Source organism: Micromonospora sp. NPDC051196, assembly GCF_040682415.1.
In the GTDB taxonomy this organism is placed as follows: domain Bacteria; phylum Actinomycetota; class Actinomycetes; order Mycobacteriales; family Micromonosporaceae; genus Micromonospora.
In genome coordinates this window covers 120,792-137,771 of the sequence record NZ_JBFBAY010000001.1, presented here as the reverse complement: position 1 = coordinate 137,771, position 16,980 = coordinate 120,792, and the positions used below count along the sequence as shown (strand labels likewise).

General features: G+C 70.2%; 18 protein-coding genes and 1 tRNA gene. 5 read left to right on the top strand and 14 right to left on the bottom strand.

The annotated features are described in order from the left end of the window. Positions 1–3: 3 nt before the first annotated feature. The 3 genes from AB0M35_RS00710 to AB0M35_RS00700 all read right to left on the bottom strand — a co-directional run bounded on the left by AB0M35_RS00710 (position 4) and on the right by AB0M35_RS00700 (position 2,803). Complete coding sequence (locus AB0M35_RS00710) at positions 4–381, bottom strand: hypothetical protein (protein WP_363740165.1); 378 nt, start codon at positions 379–381, stop codon at positions 4–6. 54 nt (positions 382–435) lie between these two features. Beyond that, a complete protein-coding gene (locus tag AB0M35_RS00705) occupies positions 436–1,845 on the bottom strand; it encodes a family 43 glycosylhydrolase (protein ID WP_363740164.1) in 1,410 nt (469 codons plus the stop codon). 223 nt (positions 1,846–2,068) lie between these two features. Next, positions 2,069–2,803 (bottom strand): SDR family oxidoreductase, encoded by a 735-nt coding sequence (locus tag AB0M35_RS00700; protein ID WP_363740163.1) that lies wholly within the window; start codon positions 2,801–2,803, stop codon positions 2,069–2,071. A 101-nt stretch (positions 2,804–2,904) separates the two neighbouring features. Here AB0M35_RS00700 and AB0M35_RS00695 point away from each other — a divergent pair, with 101 nt between their 5' ends. Next, complete coding sequence (locus AB0M35_RS00695) at positions 2,905–3,759, top strand: LysR family transcriptional regulator (RefSeq protein ID WP_363741805.1); 855 nt, start codon at positions 2,905–2,907, stop codon at positions 3,757–3,759. Here the strand turns inward: AB0M35_RS00695 and AB0M35_RS00690 are convergent, their stop codons facing one another. Both AB0M35_RS00690 and AB0M35_RS00685 read right to left on the bottom strand, forming a co-directional pair. Continuing rightward, positions 3,760–5,121: an NAD(P)-binding domain-containing protein gene (locus AB0M35_RS00690; RefSeq protein ID WP_363740162.1), complete on the bottom strand. Its 1,362-nt coding sequence runs from the start codon at positions 5,119–5,121 to the stop codon at positions 3,760–3,762. It lies immediately after the preceding gene. Beyond that, positions 5,015–5,563, bottom strand: a complete 549-nt coding sequence (locus AB0M35_RS00685; RefSeq protein WP_363740161.1) for an OsmC family protein — start codon at positions 5,561–5,563, stop codon at positions 5,015–5,017. The genes AB0M35_RS00690 and AB0M35_RS00685 overlap by 107 nt, the downstream gene beginning before the upstream one ends. Positions 5,564–5,662: 99 nt before the next feature. Between AB0M35_RS00685 and AB0M35_RS00680 the strand changes: the two genes are divergently transcribed. Genes AB0M35_RS00680 through AB0M35_RS00670 form a run of 3 tightly spaced genes read left to right on the top strand, consistent with a single transcriptional unit; the run spans position 5,663 to position 8,710 of the window. After that, complete coding sequence (locus AB0M35_RS00680; protein ID WP_363740160.1) at positions 5,663–6,862, top strand: homoserine O-acetyltransferase; 1,200 nt, start codon at positions 5,663–5,665, stop codon at positions 6,860–6,862. A gap of 32 nt (positions 6,863–6,894) precedes the next feature. Continuing rightward, positions 6,895–8,220 (top strand): O-acetylhomoserine aminocarboxypropyltransferase/cysteine synthase family protein, encoded by a 1,326-nt coding sequence (locus tag AB0M35_RS00675; RefSeq protein WP_363740159.1) that lies wholly within the window; start codon positions 6,895–6,897, stop codon positions 8,218–8,220. A 7-nt stretch (positions 8,221–8,227) separates the two neighbouring features. Further along, on the top strand, positions 8,228–8,710 hold the full coding sequence (locus AB0M35_RS00670) for a CoA-binding protein (protein WP_363740158.1): 483 nt from the start codon (positions 8,228–8,230) through the stop codon (positions 8,708–8,710). Between the two features lie 25 nt (positions 8,711–8,735). On the opposite strand, the gene AB0M35_RS00665 is transcribed toward AB0M35_RS00670, so the two are convergent. The 4 genes from AB0M35_RS00665 to AB0M35_RS00650 form a co-directional block, all read right to left on the bottom strand. Then, positions 8,736–9,479, bottom strand: a complete 744-nt coding sequence (locus AB0M35_RS00665) for a 3-oxoacyl-ACP reductase family protein (RefSeq protein ID WP_363740157.1) — start codon at positions 9,477–9,479, stop codon at positions 8,736–8,738. A gap of 115 nt (positions 9,480–9,594) precedes the next feature. Further along, on the bottom strand, positions 9,595–10,740 hold the full coding sequence (locus AB0M35_RS00660) for a sigma-70 family RNA polymerase sigma factor (protein ID WP_363740156.1): 1,146 nt from the start codon (positions 10,738–10,740) through the stop codon (positions 9,595–9,597). Positions 10,741–10,744: 4 nt separating this feature from the next. Further along, on the bottom strand, positions 10,745–11,152 hold the full coding sequence (locus AB0M35_RS00655; protein ID WP_363740155.1) for a YciI family protein: 408 nt from the start codon (positions 11,150–11,152) through the stop codon (positions 10,745–10,747). Between the two features lie 86 nt (positions 11,153–11,238). After that, positions 11,239–12,219 carry a DUF2804 domain-containing protein gene (locus AB0M35_RS00650; protein WP_363740154.1) on the bottom strand — a complete coding sequence of 327 codons (981 nt, stop codon included), beginning with the start codon at positions 12,217–12,219 and terminating at the stop codon, positions 11,239–11,241. A 71-nt stretch (positions 12,220–12,290) separates the two neighbouring features. Here AB0M35_RS00650 and AB0M35_RS00645 point away from each other — a divergent pair, with 71 nt between their 5' ends. Then, positions 12,291–12,479, top strand: coding sequence for a hypothetical protein (locus tag AB0M35_RS00645; protein WP_363740153.1), 189 nt, complete (start codon positions 12,291–12,293; stop codon positions 12,477–12,479). A gap of 92 nt (positions 12,480–12,571) precedes the next feature. On the opposite strand, the gene AB0M35_RS00640 is transcribed toward AB0M35_RS00645, so the two are convergent. The 5 genes from AB0M35_RS00640 to AB0M35_RS00620 all read right to left on the bottom strand — a co-directional run bounded on the left by AB0M35_RS00640 (position 12,572) and on the right by AB0M35_RS00620 (position 16,891). Further along, a tRNA-Ala gene (locus tag AB0M35_RS00640) sits at positions 12,572–12,645 on the bottom strand. Positions 12,646–12,873: 228 nt separating this feature from the next. Next, positions 12,874–13,776, bottom strand: coding sequence for a hypothetical protein (locus AB0M35_RS00635; RefSeq protein ID WP_363740152.1), 903 nt, complete (start codon positions 13,774–13,776; stop codon positions 12,874–12,876). Between the two features lie 189 nt (positions 13,777–13,965). Further along, positions 13,966–14,607, bottom strand: a complete 642-nt coding sequence (locus AB0M35_RS00630; protein ID WP_363740151.1) for a GNAT family protein — start codon at positions 14,605–14,607, stop codon at positions 13,966–13,968. Between the two features lie 20 nt (positions 14,608–14,627). Further along, positions 14,628–15,941: a gephyrin-like molybdotransferase Glp gene (gene glp / locus AB0M35_RS00625; protein ID WP_363740150.1), complete on the bottom strand. Its 1,314-nt coding sequence runs from the start codon at positions 15,939–15,941 to the stop codon at positions 14,628–14,630. Further along, positions 15,938–16,891 carry a UTP--glucose-1-phosphate uridylyltransferase gene (locus AB0M35_RS00620; RefSeq protein WP_363740149.1) on the bottom strand — a complete coding sequence of 318 codons (954 nt, stop codon included), beginning with the start codon at positions 16,889–16,891 and terminating at the stop codon, positions 15,938–15,940. The genes glp and AB0M35_RS00620 overlap by 4 nt, the downstream gene beginning before the upstream one ends. Between the last annotated feature and the right edge of the window lie 89 nt (positions 16,892–16,980).

Sequence of the window (16,980 nt, the reverse complement as noted above, 5' to 3'; positions counted from 1 at the left end):
GGCTCAGCCACCGACCAGCGCGACGAGCTTGAGGAAGGTGACCTCGGTGTCGCGGCGCAGGTCGACCTCGTCGTCCAACTCCTCCACCTGGCGGTCACCGACCAGCACCACGAAGCCGTTGCGGCTGAACGCCTCCTCGGCCAGGGCGACCTGCCGCGCAGCGTCGACCCGGTGGTGCGACCGCTGCGCCGGGTCGCCGTTGAGCGCCCGCTCGGTCGAGGTTGGCTGCACCAGCAGCCGGCGGGGTGCCGAGGTGGCCGCGTTGTACTCGGCCACCTCCTGGTGGATCCGCCGCCGGATCAGCTCGCGCAGCGTCAGCCGCTCCTCGAAGATCTGCAAGGCCCACGCCGGAGTACGCGCACCGGCCGTGCTCTCATCCACAAAGGTCACCGTCGCCATGTCGGGGGAGTTTAGGTACGGCCCCCGACACTCCGGTCAGTCCAGCGCGAAGGTGGCCGACGCCCGCCCGGCCGCATCTGGTACGGCCTCCAGGTAGAGCAGCCCGTCGCGGTGCCGGACGTACTGGCCGGGGAAGTTCACCGACTCCAGCGACACCTTCGCCGCGTCGGCCAGCCCGGCCCGGCGGTTGAACGTGGCGTCCTGCCGGAACAGGCTGGAGCCGTCACTGCGCTCCACCCAGAGCTGGTGGTTGCGGTGCCGCAGGTAGTAGCCGGGGTAGTTGGTCGACTCCAGCGAGATCGCTGCGGAGTTCGACAGGCCGGCGACGATCCGGAACTGCGAGTCGGCCAGGTTGGTCACGTTCGGCTCCAACCGGACCCGGAACTCCCAGTGCCGCAGGTAGCGGTCCGGCAGGTCGTGGGCGCGCAGCCGGACCGGCGTGACGCCGTCGGGCACCGGCACTCCGAAGTTCGGCGTACCGTCGGCGTTCCAGTAGACCCGCTGGATCCGGGTACGCCGGTTCGGGTCGCTCAGCGGGTCGTAGCCGTTGCCGAGGTACCGCTCGTAGTTGCGGGAGTGGTAGACGATCACGTCGCTGCCGTCCTCGGCCACGGTGAACGAGTTGTGCCCCGGCCCCCACTGGCCGGTACGGCTGTCGCTGGCCAGCACCGGCGTGGCGCGTTTGCTCCAGGACGCCGGGTTGAGCAGGTCGCTGTTGGCCGAGGCGGTGAGCAGACCGACGGCGTAGCTGGCGTCGGTGGCGCTCGCCGAGTAGGTCATGAAGACCCGGCCGTTGCGGATCAGCACCGCCGGTCCCTCGTTCACCCGGTAACCCCGGGTTTCCCAGGCGTACGTGGGAGTGGCGATCAACGCCGGAGTGCCCGCGTACGTCCACGGGTTGACCGCGCGGGCCAGGTAGATGTTCGAGTTGCTGCCGGCGTACTCGACCCAGGCCAGGTAGCGCTGACCGTTGTGCACGAAGGTGGTCGCGTCGAGGGAGAAGCTGCCGCGTGCCGGCTGGAGTTGCCCACGCTCCACCCACGGCCCGTCCAACGGATTCGCGGCACTGCTCTCCAGCACGTACGGCCGGATGGCCCAGATGTCGTCGGTCCGCCCGGCGGCGAAGTAGACGTACCACCGGCCGTCGATGAAGTGGATCTCCGGTGCCCAGATGTGCGCGCCCATCTCACCGCTGCTGTGCCTGCGCCAGATCACCCGCTCGGGGGCGGTGGCGAGCCCCTGCAACGTGGTGGCGCGGCGCAACACGATCCGGTCGTACTCGGGCACGGTCGCGGTGAAGTAGTAGTAGCCGTCGGTGTGCCGGTAGATGTGCGGGTCGGCGCGCTGCTCGGCCAGCGGATTGGTGAAGACGACGGCGGCGGCCCGCGCCGAGGCGGCCGGCCCCACCAGTGCCCCGGCACCCGCCATGAGCAGAGCGGCAACCATGGCGACCACCCTCCCCCCAGCACTCTTCAGTCGCATCGCCCGCCACCTCTCGTCACCACGATCCGGCAACCGCCAACAAATTGATAACGTTCACATCCCCACTCCGTCAAGAAATCGACCATCTTAACTCAACGCCCCTTCCCGGTTGATCAAGAGGTTTGGTCTCCGGTGGCGTCGTCGGAGACCAAAACCTCTTGATCAACAGGCGGGACCAGGGGTGGGGTTACCAGGGGATGGGGCCGCTGTCGTTGAAGAAGGAGCCGGTGGGGCCGTTGTCGGGCAGCATGGCGAGGCGGATCGGAGTTGCCGCGGCCTGCTGGGGCGGTCGGCCGTGGAAGCCGGTGAAGTCGGTCGCGACCAGGCCCGGACAGGCGGCGTTGATGAGGATGTTCGTGCCGGTGAACTGCCGCGCGTAGTGCACGGTGACGGCATTGAGGAACGACTTCGTCGGCGAGTAGGCCGCCATGATCGGGCCGACGTCGATGTTCGGGTCCGACTGCCAGGTAAGCGAGCCCACGCTGCTGGAGATGTTGACGATGCGCGGGGAGGCCGAGCGTCGCAGGATCGGCAACATCGCGTTGGTCACCCGGATCACGCCGTAGACGTTGGTGTCCACGACCGCGCGGACGACGTCGAGGTCGAGGGTGGTCGGGTCCTGCACCCATCCCGGCCCGGTCTCCCCCGCGACGCCGGCGTTGTTGACCAGCACGTCGAGGCGGCCCACCTGGCGTTCGATCAGTTCCGCCGCCTCGCTGACACTCTGGTCGCTGGTGACGTCCAAGGGGACCGTTATCGCGTCCGCCCCGGCGGCGAGCAGCGTCTTCACGGCCGCCTCGCCCCGGGCGTCGTCGCGAGCCCCCACCAGCACCCGGTAACCCTGCGCGCCCAGCCCTGCCGCAATCTCGTATCCGAGGCCCTTGTTCGCGCCGGTGACCAGCGCGGTCTTCTTGTCGCTCATGACGCCGATGTTGGCTCGGCGGCCGGTGCTTCCGTTACACCGTTACGGTCCGCTGTCATACCCGGCCGGTATCACCGCAGTATCGTCGGGTGGTGGACACTCTGGAGACCCGCGAGCTCAGGTATTTCGTCGCGGTCGCCGAGGAACTGCACTTCAGCCGGGCGGCCAAGCGCCTCGGCATCGCCCAGCCGCCGCTGTCGCGGGCGATTGCCCAGCTCGAACGGCGTCTCGGCGTCACCCTGCTCGAACGCGACCGTCGGGGCGTCACCCTCACCGACGCCGGTCAGGTGCTGCTCGACGAGGCCCGTGCCATTCTCGACGCGACCACCGCAGCCGCCCGTCGCACCCGACGGGCCGCGTCCGCCACGAATCGGCTGGCGTTGGCGACGAAGGCCGGCGCGAATCACGAACTGTTGCGGAAGCTTCTCGACGCGCACGCCGCCGCGCCGGACGCGACCGAGGTCGACGTGCTGCTGTGCGGCATGGGAGACCAGGCGCGGATGCTGCGCGACGGCCGCGCCGACGCCGCCCTCATGCAGCGGCCCTTCGACGATCTCACCGGATTCGACACCGAGGACCTGCTGACCGAACAACAGGTCGCCATCCTGCCCGCCGGGCATCCCCTCGCCGCGCGTACGTCGCTGACCATGGCCGACATCAGCGACGTACCGGATCTGCCGGTTGCCCGCTGGCCCGGGCAGGACGGCACCTACGCGCCCGGTCCGGGCCCCGAGATCCACGACCAGTCGCAACTGGCCCAGCTGATCGCCCTCGGGCACACCATGGCCGTGCTCTGTGCCTCATCCCGATCCTGGCTGTGGCACGCGCACGCCGCTGTCCCTCTGACCGACGCACCGCACGTCACCACCGTTCTCGCCTGGCTTGCGCACAGCCGTTCCCGGGCCGTCGCCGGGCTCGTCCGCACCGCGACGCAACACTTCCCGCCGGCTCGGTGATCAGCCTGGCGGCGACGCGAGGTGCTTCGCCAGGTGATCGATCACCACGCGGGCATCGTCCTCGATGCCGCCGATGAAGGTGGAGCGGCGTCGCCGCAACAACGGTAGGCCCAGGGCGTACAGGCCGGGGCTGTCGAGCACGCCCCCCTCGTGGCGCAGCCGGCCCTTCTCGTCGACCACCGGCACCTGGAGCCACCGGTAGTCGGGGCGGTAGCCGGTCGCCCAGACGATCGTGCCTATCTCCCCGCCGCGCAGGTCGAGGCGGAGCCGGTTCGAGGCGGCGACCATCGTCGGTGCGAACTCCTCCGGCAGTCCCACCTCGGCGTCGCGACCGGTCGTCCGGGCCCATTCGTCGAAGCCGGCCAGCAGGCGTCGCATCTTCAGGTCGGCGAGCGAGCACACGTTGCGCAGTCCACCGGAGAACAGCGCCCAGCCGTCGCGTACGGTCGCCAGCCGGCCGACCAGCTCGACACCGAGCGCGGTGAGCGCGTTGAGGTCGAGGGTGCTGCGCTCGGGGGTGCCGACGAGTTGCGGTGACGGCAACCGCCGGGCCCGGGTGAGGTCGTCGACCTCGTCGTACCGCTGGTCCCACACACCCGAGGTGTCCATCCACCACAGCACGTCGCGTCCCCGGTACACGCGCGGCAACCGTACGTGCTCGCCCACGGCCAGGGTCACCTGGCGACCGGCGCGTTGCAGCTCGGCCGCGAGTTGCACGCCGGTCGCCGACGCGCCCACCACCAGTACGCCGCCCTCGGCGACCTGACCGGGGCCCCGGTAGTCGAAGGGCGTCAACTGCTCGACGCAGCCCGGCACCTCGGCGCGGAACGCGGGTACGGTCGGCACGTTGCAGGCGCCGCTCGCCAGGACCACCGCCCGGCAGCGCAGGTCACCCCGGCTCGTCGAGACGAGGTACCCGTCGTCGTCGCGCTGCAACGACTCGACATTCGTACCGGTGCGCACCGGCGCGGCCGAGGCGACGGCGAAGTGCTCGATCAACTCGACCACTTCGCCCATCGTCAGGTACCCGTCCGGGTCCGGCCCCTGGTAGCTGTGGCCGGGCAGCCGGTTCAGCCAGTTGGGGGTGAGCAGTCGCAAAGAGTCCCAACGCTCGTGCCGCCACGAGTTGGCGACCTCCCCGCGTTCGAGCACGACATGGTCGATCGCCTGGTCGCTGAGAAAGTGGCTCGCCGCCAGACCGGCATGCCCGGCACCGACGACGACCGTACTGACGTGCTCGATCGCTCGGCCCGCCTCAGGCGACTTCGACCGTGACGTCGGTCGGGTTGGTGAGCGCGTCGAAGACTGCCGATCGCTTCTGCGACTGGGCCACCAACGCCTGGATATCCTCCTCGGAGGCATCCGCGTCGATATTGAAGGTGACCTTGATGTCGTTGAAGCCGTTACGGACGTCGCTGTCGACACCGAGAATACCCCGGATGTCGTGGCTGCCTTCGACCGTCGAGGAGACCGAGCGCAGCTGGATGCCCCGGTTCTGGGCGACGGACGCCACGCCGGCCGTCAGGCAGCTCGCCAGGCCGACCAGGAGATACTCGATCGGAGTGATGCCGTTGTCCTCGGCGGCGAAGACCGCCGGGTGGTCGGCGGAGAACTCCGCCTTCGTCTTGTGCGACTGCTCCTGGCCGAGCCCGAAGAAGTTCTGAATCGTGGTGGTGCTGTGTACGCCGTTCTCCCACCTGGACGTTGCGCGCCAGGTGAACTGGGCCGCCTCAGGCGCACCCTTGAGCGCCTCCCGCGCATCGAGCAGCGCCTGCACGTTCACCCCGTTGTCGACAGTCGACATGTGACGAATCTCCCCTCTCGCCCAATTTCCTAGAATGCCCGTCGGAATACCAGACATTACACTGGCCCGGCCGGAGTTTGGCTAGCTATCATCGCTCGCATGGCCGCAGCATCGACCCTTTCGGCCGGCTCGGTCGGCAGCGTCGAGACGCGATACCAAGACCTGCCGGCCCCGCTGACCCTCGACTGTGGACGCGAACTGCATCCGGTGCGGGTGGCCTACGAGACGTACGGCATCCTCTCGCCGCAGCGCGACAACGTCATCCTCGTCTGCCACGCGCTCAGCGGCGACGCGCACGCGGCGGGCTTCGCCAAGAATCCACCGGCGGCCAGCACCCGTGACGGGTTCGGGGCCGAGGGCCGTGACCGTCCGACCGACAAGGGCCTCGGCTGGTGGGACGGCATGATCGGCCCCGGCAAAGCCTTCGACACCGACCGCTACTTCGTCGTCGCCACGAACCTGATCGGCGGCTGCCGAGGTACGACCGGCCCGTCCTCGACCGACCCAGCCACCGGCCGCCCGTACGGCTCGGATTTCCCGGTCCTCACGGTGGCCGACATGGTGCGCTGCCAGCGCGCCTTTCTCGACGTGCTCGGCATCGAACGGCTCGCGGCCGTGGCCGGCGGCTCGCTCGGCGGCATGCAGGCGCTGGAATGGGCCGTCCGCTACCCCGACCAGGTCGACGCCACCGTGGTGATCGCCTCCACGCACGCCCTGCACCCACAGGGCGTCGCCTGGAACGCGATCGCCCGAGACGCGATCATGCGCGACCCCGCCTGGCAGGGCGGCCACTACTACGGCACCGGCCGGACACCCGACGCCGGCATGGGGCTGGCCCGGATGCTCGGACACATCACCTACCTGTCCGCACCCGCGCTGACCGACCGGTTCGGCCGGCGGTTGCAGTTCGCCGACGACATCCGCTACACCTTCCGCGAACCGGAGTTCGAGGTCGAGAGTTACCTGCAACATCAGGCGGCGTCGTTCGTCCGGCGTTTCGACGCCAACACCTACCTCTACCTGTCCCGCGCGTTGACCTACTTCGACCTCGCTCGGGAACACGGCGCCGGCTCCCTTCGGCAGGCGCTGGCCGGCGTGTCGGCCCGGACGCTGCTGATCGCCTTCAGCTCCGACTGGCTCTATCCACCGGCTGCCTCCGCCGAGATCGACGAAGCGCTGCGATCCCTCGGCAAGCCGGTCGAGTTCAATCTGATCGAAGCACCCTACGGCCACGACAGCTTCCTGCTGGAGGAAGCACAGCAGACCCCCATCGTCCGCCGTTTCCTGGCTGAGCGCTGAGCCGGCGAGCGGCGGAGAGCAACGAGGAATCCGTGACGGAACAGCCGAACCGCATCGAGGAAGCCCACGAGTTCGGGTTCGAGACCCGACAACTGCACGCCGGGCAACGCCCCGACCCGAACACCGGCGCACGCGCAGTGCCGATCTTCCAGACCACCAGTTACGTCTTCGAGGACCCAGAGTCCGCCGCCGCCTACTTCAACCTTCAGGAGTACGGCAACACGTACGCGCGGATCATGAACCCGACCGTCGCGGTGTTCGAGGAACGGGTGGCGAATCTCGAAGGCGGCGCCGGCGCGGTGGCCTTCTCCAGCGGCATCGCCGCCCAGGCGGCGGCGCTGTTCACGCTGCTGGAGCCGGGCGACCACGTCGTTGCCTCCTCGGCCCTGTACGGCGGCACGGTCAACCAGCTCAAGCACCTGCTGCGCAAGATGAACGTCGAGCTGAGCTGGGTCGATCCGGACGACCCGGAAGCGTGGCGCAAGGCGGTCCGGCCGAACACGAAGGCGTTCTTCGGCGAGACGATCGGCAACCCCGGCGGGAACGTGCTGGACATCGAGACGGTGGCCGGCATCGCCCACGAACACGACCTGCCGCTCGTCGTGGACAACACCTTCGCGACGCCGTATCTTTGCCGCCCGATCGACTGGGGCGCCGACATCGTGGTCCACTCGGCGAGCAAGTTCATCGGTGGACACGGCACCAGCATCGGTGGCGTGGTCGTGGAGGCCGGCACCTTCAACTGGTCGAACGGCCGGTTCCCGGTCATCGCCGACCCGTCGCCGGCCTATCACGGTCTCCAGTTCCACGAGACGTTCGGCACGTACGGCTACCTGATGAAGCTGCGCGCCGAGACGCTGCGCGATCTCGGCGGTACGCTGGCGCCGCTCAACGCGTTCCTGTTCCTACAGGGCCTGGAGACGTTGTCGCTGCGGATGGAACGGCACGTCGCCAACGCCCTTCGGGTGGCCGCCTTCCTCGAATCGCACCCGCTGGCCTCCAACGTCACCTATCCGGGCCTGCCGGGCAGCAGTCACCAGGCGCTGGCGGAGAAGTACCTGCCGCTGGGCGCGGGGGCGGTGTTCTCGTTCGACTGTGCCGGCGGCCGCGACGGTGGGCAGAATCTGATCCGGGGCATGACGCTCTGGTCCCACCTTGCCAACGTCGGCGACGCCAAGAGCCTGGTCATCCACCCCGCCAGCACCACCCATCGACAGCTCAGCGACGACGAACTGCGGGCGGCCGGAGTGGGACCGGGCACCGTACGGCTGTCGGTCGGTACGGAATCCGTCGAGGACCTGATCTGGGATCTGGAACAGGCCTTCGCACACGTCGCCGCAGCAGCCGAAGAAGGGTGAGGAGCGAATGTTCGCACTCGGGCGGTACCAGGACGTGTCGACCATCCAACGCGCCCTGCACACCGCGAAGACCATCGCGGTCGTCGGCCTGTCCGGCAACGAACTGCGGGCCAGCAACTTCGTCGGCTACTACCTGAAGCGGCACGGCTATCGGATGATCCCGGTCAACCCTCGGGAGAGCGAGGTTCTCGGCGAGCGCAGCTACCCGAGCCTGACCGACGTTCCGGTGCCGGTGGACATCGTGAACGTGTTCCGGGCGCCGAGCGCGTTGCCACAGATCGCCCGCGAGGCGGTCGAGATCAGGGCCAAGACGCTGTGGACCCAGTTCGGCGTGATCAACGAGGAAGGTGCCCGCATCGCCGAGGAGGGCGGCCTGACGGTCGTCCTGGACCGGTGCCTCAAGGTCGAGCACGCGCGATACGTGGGCCGGATGCACTGGCTCGGCTTCAACACCCAGCGCATCACCTCCGTCCGGGGCGGGCTGCAATAGCCCACCCCGCCGGGCCGGCGGCCGCTCAGGCCGTGGCGCCGCCGTCGATGGCGATCGACGCGCCGCTGATGTGCCGCCCACCGTCGCCGACCAGGTGACTGACCGTGGCCGCCACGTCGGCCGGGGACCCGTACCGACCGAGGGCGATCTGTGACCGCTGGGCGTCGGCGCCAGCGCTGTCCGCCGGGTTCATGTCGGTGTCGGTGGAACCGGGCAGGATCAGGTTGACGGTGATCCCGCGCGGGCCGAGTTCCCGGGCCAGCGCCCGGGTCAGCCCGTTGACCGCGCTCTTGGTCATCGCGTACGCGCTCACCCCGGGCACCGCCACGCGGCTGGCGAAACTGCTGCCGATGTTGATGATGCGTCCGCCGGCACCCATGTGGCGGACCGCCGCCTGGGTGGCCAGGTAGACCCCGCGCACGTTCACCGCGACGGCCCGGTCGAGGTCGTCGAAGCTCACCGACTCGATCGGCCCACCCGCGAACACCCCGGCGTTGTTGACCAGGATGTCCAGCCGCCCCAACTCGGCGACGGTCCGCTCGACCGCACCCACCACCGCCGCCGGGTCGGCACTGTCCGCACTGATCGACAAACCCGTCCGGCCGTACGCCTCGATGTCGGCGACCACGGCCTTCGCGCTCGCCTCGGCGGCGCGGTAGGTGAACGCGACATTGATGCCGTCCTCGGCCAGCCGTCGCGCGACGGCGGCGCCGATACCACGGCTTCCGCCCGTTACCAGGGCAACCCTATCGGTGAATCGGACCGTCATATCCGCAATCCTGACAGTCGACTCAGGACATCCGTCACCCGGGGCAAACGTTCCGCACTGACCGCCGCGGCAGTCGGGTGCCTTCTTCGTGCCGGGCCGGAACAGGCGGGACGCCTCAGCGGGACAGGTGGGTGTTGAGGCGGGCGGCCTGGCGGGTCAGGTGGTCGCGTTCGGCGAGATTGGGAGCCTGGTGGGCGGCCTCGGCGTACAGGCGGGCCGCCGTCGCCAGGTTGCCGTCGCGTTCGTGCAGGTATGCCGCCACCGCCGTGTAGCGGGGCAGGGTGTCGGCCAGCGCGGCGAGCGCCGCCAGCCCGGCGCGCGGGCCGTCGGCCTCACCGACCGCGACCGCCCGGTTGAGTCGTACGACCGGGCTGTCGGTCAGTCGCGCGAGTTCGTCGTACCACTCGACGATCTGCACCCAGTCGGTCTCCTCGGCGGTGCGGGCGTCGGCGTGCAGTGCCGCGATGGCGGCCTGCGCCTGGAACTCGCCCAGCCGGTCCCGGGCGAGGGCCGCTTGAAGGAGCTGAATGCCCTCGGCGATCGACGTGGTGTCCCAGCGACCACGATCCTGCTCGGCGAGCGGCACCAGGCTGCCGTCGGGCGCGGTTCGGCTGGCGCGCCGCGCGTGGTGCAGCAGCATGAGGGCGAGCAGCCCCGCCACCTCAGGATGATCGATCACCGCCGCGAGCTGCCGGGCGAGCCGGATCGCCTCGGCCGCGAGGTCGACGTCACCCGAATAGCCCTCGTTGAAGACCAGGTAGAGCACGCGCAGCACGGTGGCGACGTCGCCCGGCTGGTCGAACCGTACCCCCGAGACGGTGCGCTTGGCCCGGCTGATGCGCTGCGCCATGGTCGCCTCGGGCACCAGGTACGCCTGGGCGATCTGGCGGGTGGTCAGCCCGCCGACCGCGCGCAGCGTGAGCGCGACGGCAGACGACGGCGTCAGCGACGGATGGGCGCAGAGGAAGTACAACTGGAGCGTGTCGTCCACCGTGGACGTGGGCCCCGGCGTCGGCTCCTCGTCGACGAGATCCTCCCGTCGGCGGCGCGCGGCATCCGCCCGGGTCGCGTCGAGGAACCGGCGCCACGCCACGGTGACCAGCCAACCCTTGGGGTCCCGTGGGGGGTCGGCGGGCCACGCTCGGATCGCCTCGACAAGCGCGTCCTGAACGGCGTCCTCGGCCGCCGCGAAGTCGGCTCCGCGGCGGACGAGGACCCCGAGCACGCTCGGGATGAGGCTCCGAAGCAGTGCCTCGTCCATCAGGTCACTGCGAGACGGTGGGCGGTGCGGTCAGGAACGGGCGCACCTCCAGCCACTCGTGGATCGGCTTCCCGCCCGCTCCCGGCGCGGCCGACAACTCCCCGGCCAGCTCGATGGCCCGCTCGTAACTGTCGACGTCGATGATCATCCAGCCGGCGATGAGATCCTTGGTCTCGGCGAACGGACCATCGGTGACCGGCGGGCGGCCCTCCCCGTCGTACCGGACGAAGGTCCCCTCGGGGGCGAGCGCCTGGCCGTCGACGAACTCCCCCGTCGCGACCAGCCGGTCCGCGAATTCGTGCATGTACCGCATGTGCGCCGAGATCTCCTCTGGCGTCCACTGCTCCATGGGCACGTTGTTGACCGGAGCCGGCGCACCACGGTAGTGCTTGAGCAGCAGATACTTGGCCATGATGGTTCTCCTCGATGCTGGTGCGACCCATTCTGGTCTGCTTCACCCCGGGGACGGAGCCGACAACCGGATCTCGACATCCCGCGCTACCAGCGGTTGCGTGCCTCCTCTGCCCAGCCGACCAGCCCGTCCAGGTCGACCCGCTCGCCGTCGTCCGTCGTCGCCCAGCCGGTGAAGTGCCCGAAGCACTGGTGCGTCTCGTTGGCGAGCACACCAAGATTGGTCCGGGCGACCTTCTCGTGGAAGGGATGGAACCGCACGGCCACCCGCTCGCCGCTGATCCGCCACGGCCGCAGCCAGTCGGCACGGTCGTACTCCCAGCGCAGCTCGTCGCCGATCTTGTGCAGCCGGCCGTCGACGAAGAGTCCGTTCTCGGTCGAGCCGGTACCGTCGGTCCACTGGCCGCCGAGCTGGATGGCCCGCCCCGGGCCGCTGCCGGCGGCCCAGTTCCAGCGGATCGCGTACGGCCACCGGCCGCGCCCGTGGTCGAGAACCGCGAAGGAATCGGCCTCGGCGACCGTGTGCTGCACCCCGTTGACCCGCAGGGTGCCGCGTACCGGGCGACCGACATCCTTGACCGTGTACTGGAAACGGCGGCTGCTCCACGGCACCACCACACCGAGCGACTCGTGCCTCTCCGGCAGCGGCACCACCAGATCGACGTCGATGTCCGGGGCGCTGGCCCGGATCGTGGTCCCCGCCGCCGCCTGGTCGATGTCGATCGAGATCCCGCCGCCGTGGGCCCGTACCTCACCCATCCCGCTGACCGGCGGAAAGGCGGTGCCCCTGGCGAAGGGAACCACCACGCTCCGGTCGGTCTCCACCCTCGTCGTACGGTCGAGCACGTAGAGGCTGTGCACCCCGGCGTAATCCAGCGACGAGGCGACCAGGCCGACGATGTGGCTCGGGGTGACAATCCCCCAGTACTCCCAGCGCTTGTTACGGCCCCAGCCGCGCAGGTTCGCCCGGTGTACGGGACGGCGACTCCACCCCACCGCGTCAGGCGCGAGACGCCCGTCGGCCAGGCACAGGTCGACCGGCTCGGTGATCTCCTTCTCGTGCGTCACGACGGCGAGCGTATCCACTGCTCATCGTCTTGCCGCTCCGACGGCCGTCCGAGGGTTCATTGGTCTCGCCGGTGGTGCTGTCCCCCAGGTTCGGTAAAGACCTGATCGTGGACGAGGCGCATGACGCGCCGTTGAGCGTGGTTCATGTTCTCGGTGGCGACCGCGTCTACGACGTACGTGCACTGGTGGCCGACGAAACAGCGTCGTCGAAGCGTCGTGGGCACTACTCTCCGAAAGGCTGCCAGCAGGCGACAGAGTGACGCCCTGGGCGTATGAGATCAGAGCTAATTTGTGCCGGATTTGTGCCAAATGATCAATGACCAGCGTTTCCGCTGGTCATTGATGGTGTGGGTGGAGCTGAGGGGATTTGAACCCCTGACCCCCTCGATGCGAACGAGGTGCGCTACCGGTCTGCGCCACAGCCCCTCCGCCGGTGAACCGGCGTCGGCCCCACCTGGCTGTCACCGGGTGGGCCGGCGACAAGGCTAACAGGTCGACCACCTCCACCGCGAACCGCCCCGCTACCCGCCTGCCCGTGTGGAGTGGGCGCGCGCAAGTTCGGCGATGTGGCGGTGTCCGCGTCGGCCGGATACCGCCACATCGGCGAAGTGGAGTCGATCACGCGCGGCCGACCGCGCGTGGGATCGGGGGCGGTCAGGCGGAGTGGGAGCCTCGGCCGGCTTCGTAGGGGCGACCGCGCAGGCCGCCGGCGCGGCGGTAGGAGACCGAGCCGCCACTGGCAGCGGGTGGCAGGTCGGCGGGACGGTCCAGACCCATGGCGGCGCGTCGGACGGCTTCCCGTTGGGCGGCCAGGCGACGTTGGGCCTCGCGCCGGGCGGCGGCGCGGCGGGCCTGCTCGCGGCGTACCTCGGCTTGGCGGGCGGCGAGCCAGGCGGCCTCGCGGGCGCGGGCCCGGCGGCGGCGCCCGTCGGCGAGCGCGCGGGCCCGCAGGTGTACGACGTACACCAGCAGCAGGGTGGCGGTGACTGCGAAGCTGATCCAGAAGCCGGGGCCGACCACCGCGACGCCGACCAGTTCGACGCCGTTGAGCAGCAGCAGCGCGGCAAGGACCCGACGGCGGCGGTAGATGGCGGGGGTGTGCGGGCGACGCCGGTCGGGGCGGCGGCGGGTCCGACCTGCGGCGGACGGCACGGACCGCAGCCGGCTCGGCCGACCGGAACGGCGAGACAACGATCCCGCAGACTCACCGGAACGACGCGACATTGAGCCTGCGGACTCGCCGGAACGGCGGGACAGCGAACCCCCGGACTCGCCGGAGCGGCGCCGTGGCGCGGGCGGGCCGGAGACCGGGGCGGCGAGTCCCCCGGAGGCCGCATCCTCGCTGAGAGTGACGACGAGGGCGCGGGGCGCATTGACGGGCCGGCGACCCGGGACAGTGCGGCGTCGCCGGCGGCGCTGGAGCACCCGCGCCGTCGACTGCGCCCGCTCCGCCACCAGCCGCTCGGCGGCGTCGTACCGGCGAACCAGCGCCGGAGCGAGGGCGAGCAGACCGGCGGCGGCGAGGACGGCGAGGAGCACCGAGGTCGGCACCCTCACCCCTCCCGTCACCAGATTCGAAGCAGCCACTGACCGGCCGCAGAATCTTCCACCGAACGGCGTCGGCGACGTGAAACATGCGGAGCGGGCAGCGCCTGCCGCAGCTTGCAGTTACTTGAGGTTACGGGTCAGGGTCGCCGGAACCGCCGCGCCGCGCCGATCCTGCACGTGGGACGCCTCACGGCGCGATCATGGCGTACGAGCGCGTAGCCGGTGCCAGCGGGCCAGCAGCCCGCCTTCGGCGGCGATTTCCTCACTGGTCATCGCGTATCCGATGTGGTCGCGCCAGGCGCCGTCGATGTGCATGTAGCGCGGGTGGTATGCCTCCTCGCGGAAGCCCAGCTTCTCCACCACCCGGCGGGACGGCCGATTCTCCGGCCGGATGTTGACCTCCACCCGGTGCAGTCCACCAGGGCCGAAGGCATGGTCGACGACGAGGGCCAGCGCGGTCGGGATCACGCCTTGGCCAGCGACCCGACGGTCCACCCAGTATCCGACGTAGCCGGAGCAGAACGCCCTGCGCACGATGTTGCCTACGTTGATGTGCCCGACCAGTCGCTGCTCACCATCGGAGTGCAGGCAGACCGCGAACGGCATGCCCTCACCGGTACGCGCGGATCGCCGCTGATCGCGGTAGACCCAGCGGAAAGTGGCCGGCGAGTTCAGCTGGTCCCAGTCAACGCCCAACGACGACTCCCAGGGTGCCAGCCAGTCCCGGTTGGCGCAGCGCACCTCCGACCAGGCCACCGCGTCGGAGCGCCGGTACGGCCGCAGGGTCACCGCGCCGTCGGTGAGCACCACCGGCCAGCCGGGTGCCTGTCGCAGCCGCACCAGTCCTCCACTTTCCAGCGTCAGCGTCGACGGTCGAGCAGCAGCACGTCCACCGTGGAGCCGGCGGCGGCGGCGGTCACCCGCTCGCCGAGTACGAGAAGTCCATTCGCCTCTGCCAGGCCGGAGAGGGTGAACGGGCCGCCGTTGAGCGGTTGGACAGTGTAACCCCCGCCACGTCGCTCGGCGACGTGCGCGGGCCGGAACTCGCGCAGCCCGGCCGGCGAGGAGACGGTCTCCAGCAGGTGCGCCCGCACGCTGGGCCGGAACACCGGTTCGGCGCCGGCCAGCAGGTTGATCGCCGGGCGGGCCAGCACCTCGAAACCGATCATCGCCGCGCCCGGGTCGCCGGGCAGGCAGACCACCGGCACCTCCTCGGCGCCGACGGTGCCGAACCCGAGCGCGGTGCCGGGGTAGAGCGCCACGTCGGTGAAGGTGACCGGGCCGGCCCGGTTGCCCTCCCGGCGGGACAGGATCCGGCGAACCATGTCACCCGGCCCGGTGCCGGTGCCGCCGGTGGTGATGATCAGGTCGGCCCGCAGCGTCTGGTCCTCCAGCAGGCCGCGCAGCCCTTCCGGGTCGTCGTCACAGATTCCCACCCGGTACGCCAGCGCTCCCGCTTCCGCCGCGGCGGCGGTCAACGCGTGTGAGTTGGCGTCCACCACCTGGCCGGGCTGGCTGCCCCGGCCCACGTCGACCAGTTCGTCGCCGGTCGCCACGATCACCACGCGCGGGCTGGGGCGGACCACCACGTGCCCGATGCCGGTGGCGGCGAGCACGGCCACCAGCGCCGGCGAGACGTACGTGCCGGAACGGGCGAGCACCGCACCGGCGGCCACCTCCTCGCCCGTGCGGCGTACCCCGTACCCCCGTTTGGGGGCGCGGAAGATCTCCACCGCCGCCATGCCCTGGTCGGTCCATTCCACCGGCACCACCACGTCGGCGGCGATCGGCAGCGGCGCACCGGCGGCGACCGAGAAACACGAGCCCGGGGTGAGTCGTACCGGGCGCCAGCTGGCCGCACCGAGGTCACCGACCACATTGAGCCGTACGGTGCGGCCACCCGCGCCACCGGACTGGGTCGGGACGTAGCCCATGCCCCGGACCCCGCCGGCGATGTCCTCCCAGCGCGCGGCGTACCCGTCGACGGCCGCCTGGTCGAAGGCCGGGAACGAGTGCGGTGCGATGACGTCCTCGGCGAGGACGTTGCCGTACGCCTGGGTGAGGTCGAGGTCGAGTGGAGGCAGCGCGCGTAACCTGCGCAGCACACTGCCCAGGTAGTCGGCGAGCGGCGTCAACCCGTTTTCGGCCGCCTCGGCGTCGGCCGTCGCGGTCATGTATCCAGACCGCCCGACGCGTCGGAGTTGACGAATTCGGCCAGCCACTTGCGGAACTCGCTGCCCAGGTCCTCGCGCTCGGCGGCGATCTGCACCACGGTCTGGAGGTAGCCCAGCGGCATGCCGGTGTCGTAGCGGACGCCCCGGTAGACGATCGCGTGCACCGGTGTGCCCTCGGCCCGCAGCAGTTCCATCGCGTCGGTCAGCTGGATCTCACCGCCGCTGCCGGGCTCGGTACGACGGATGGCGTCGAAGATCTTGCCGGGAAGGACGTAGCGCCCCAGTACGGCGAGGTTGCTCGGTGCTTCCTCCGGCGTCGGCTTCTCGACCATGCCGGTGACCTTCACGACCTCGCCGATGTCGGTCAGTTCGGCCTCCGCCGGCTCGACCGAGGCGATGCCGTACCGCTTGGTCTCGGACGGGTCGACCTCGAAGAAGGCCAGCACCACGCCGCCGGTACGGGCCTGGAGTTCCAGCATGGCCGGCAGCAGCGGTTCGGTGAGCTTGACGAACTCGTCGCCGAGGAGCACCGCGAAGGGCTGATCACCGACGTGCGACTCGGCGTACCCGACAGCGTGGCCGAGACCCAACTGCTCGGGCTGCCGGCAGGTGTAGATGGCGGCCAGTTCCTCGGTCCGCTTGACGGCGGCCAGCAGGTCAGGTTTCTCCGCGAGCCGCTCCTCCAGGTCGGGCCGACGGTCGAAGTGGTCGACCATCGATGTCTTGCCCCGACCGGTGATCAGCAGAATGTCGCCGATGCCGGCCTGCGCGGCCTCCTCGACGATGTACTGCAACACCGGCCGGTCCACGACCGGCAACAGTTCCTTGGGAACCGCCTTGGTGGCCGGCAGGAACCGGGTCGCCAGGCCCGCAGCCGGGATCACGGCCTTGACGGCACGGGGGCGGCCGGTGGCGGCGGCCGCTGAGGGGTTCGCTGAGTGCTCCGACATGTCGCGAGACTATCGGCCACGGCCGCACCTCGGCGGGTGAGGACCACAAAGACGCGCCGCCTGCGTGAGCCGGTTGTGCCGGTACCGGC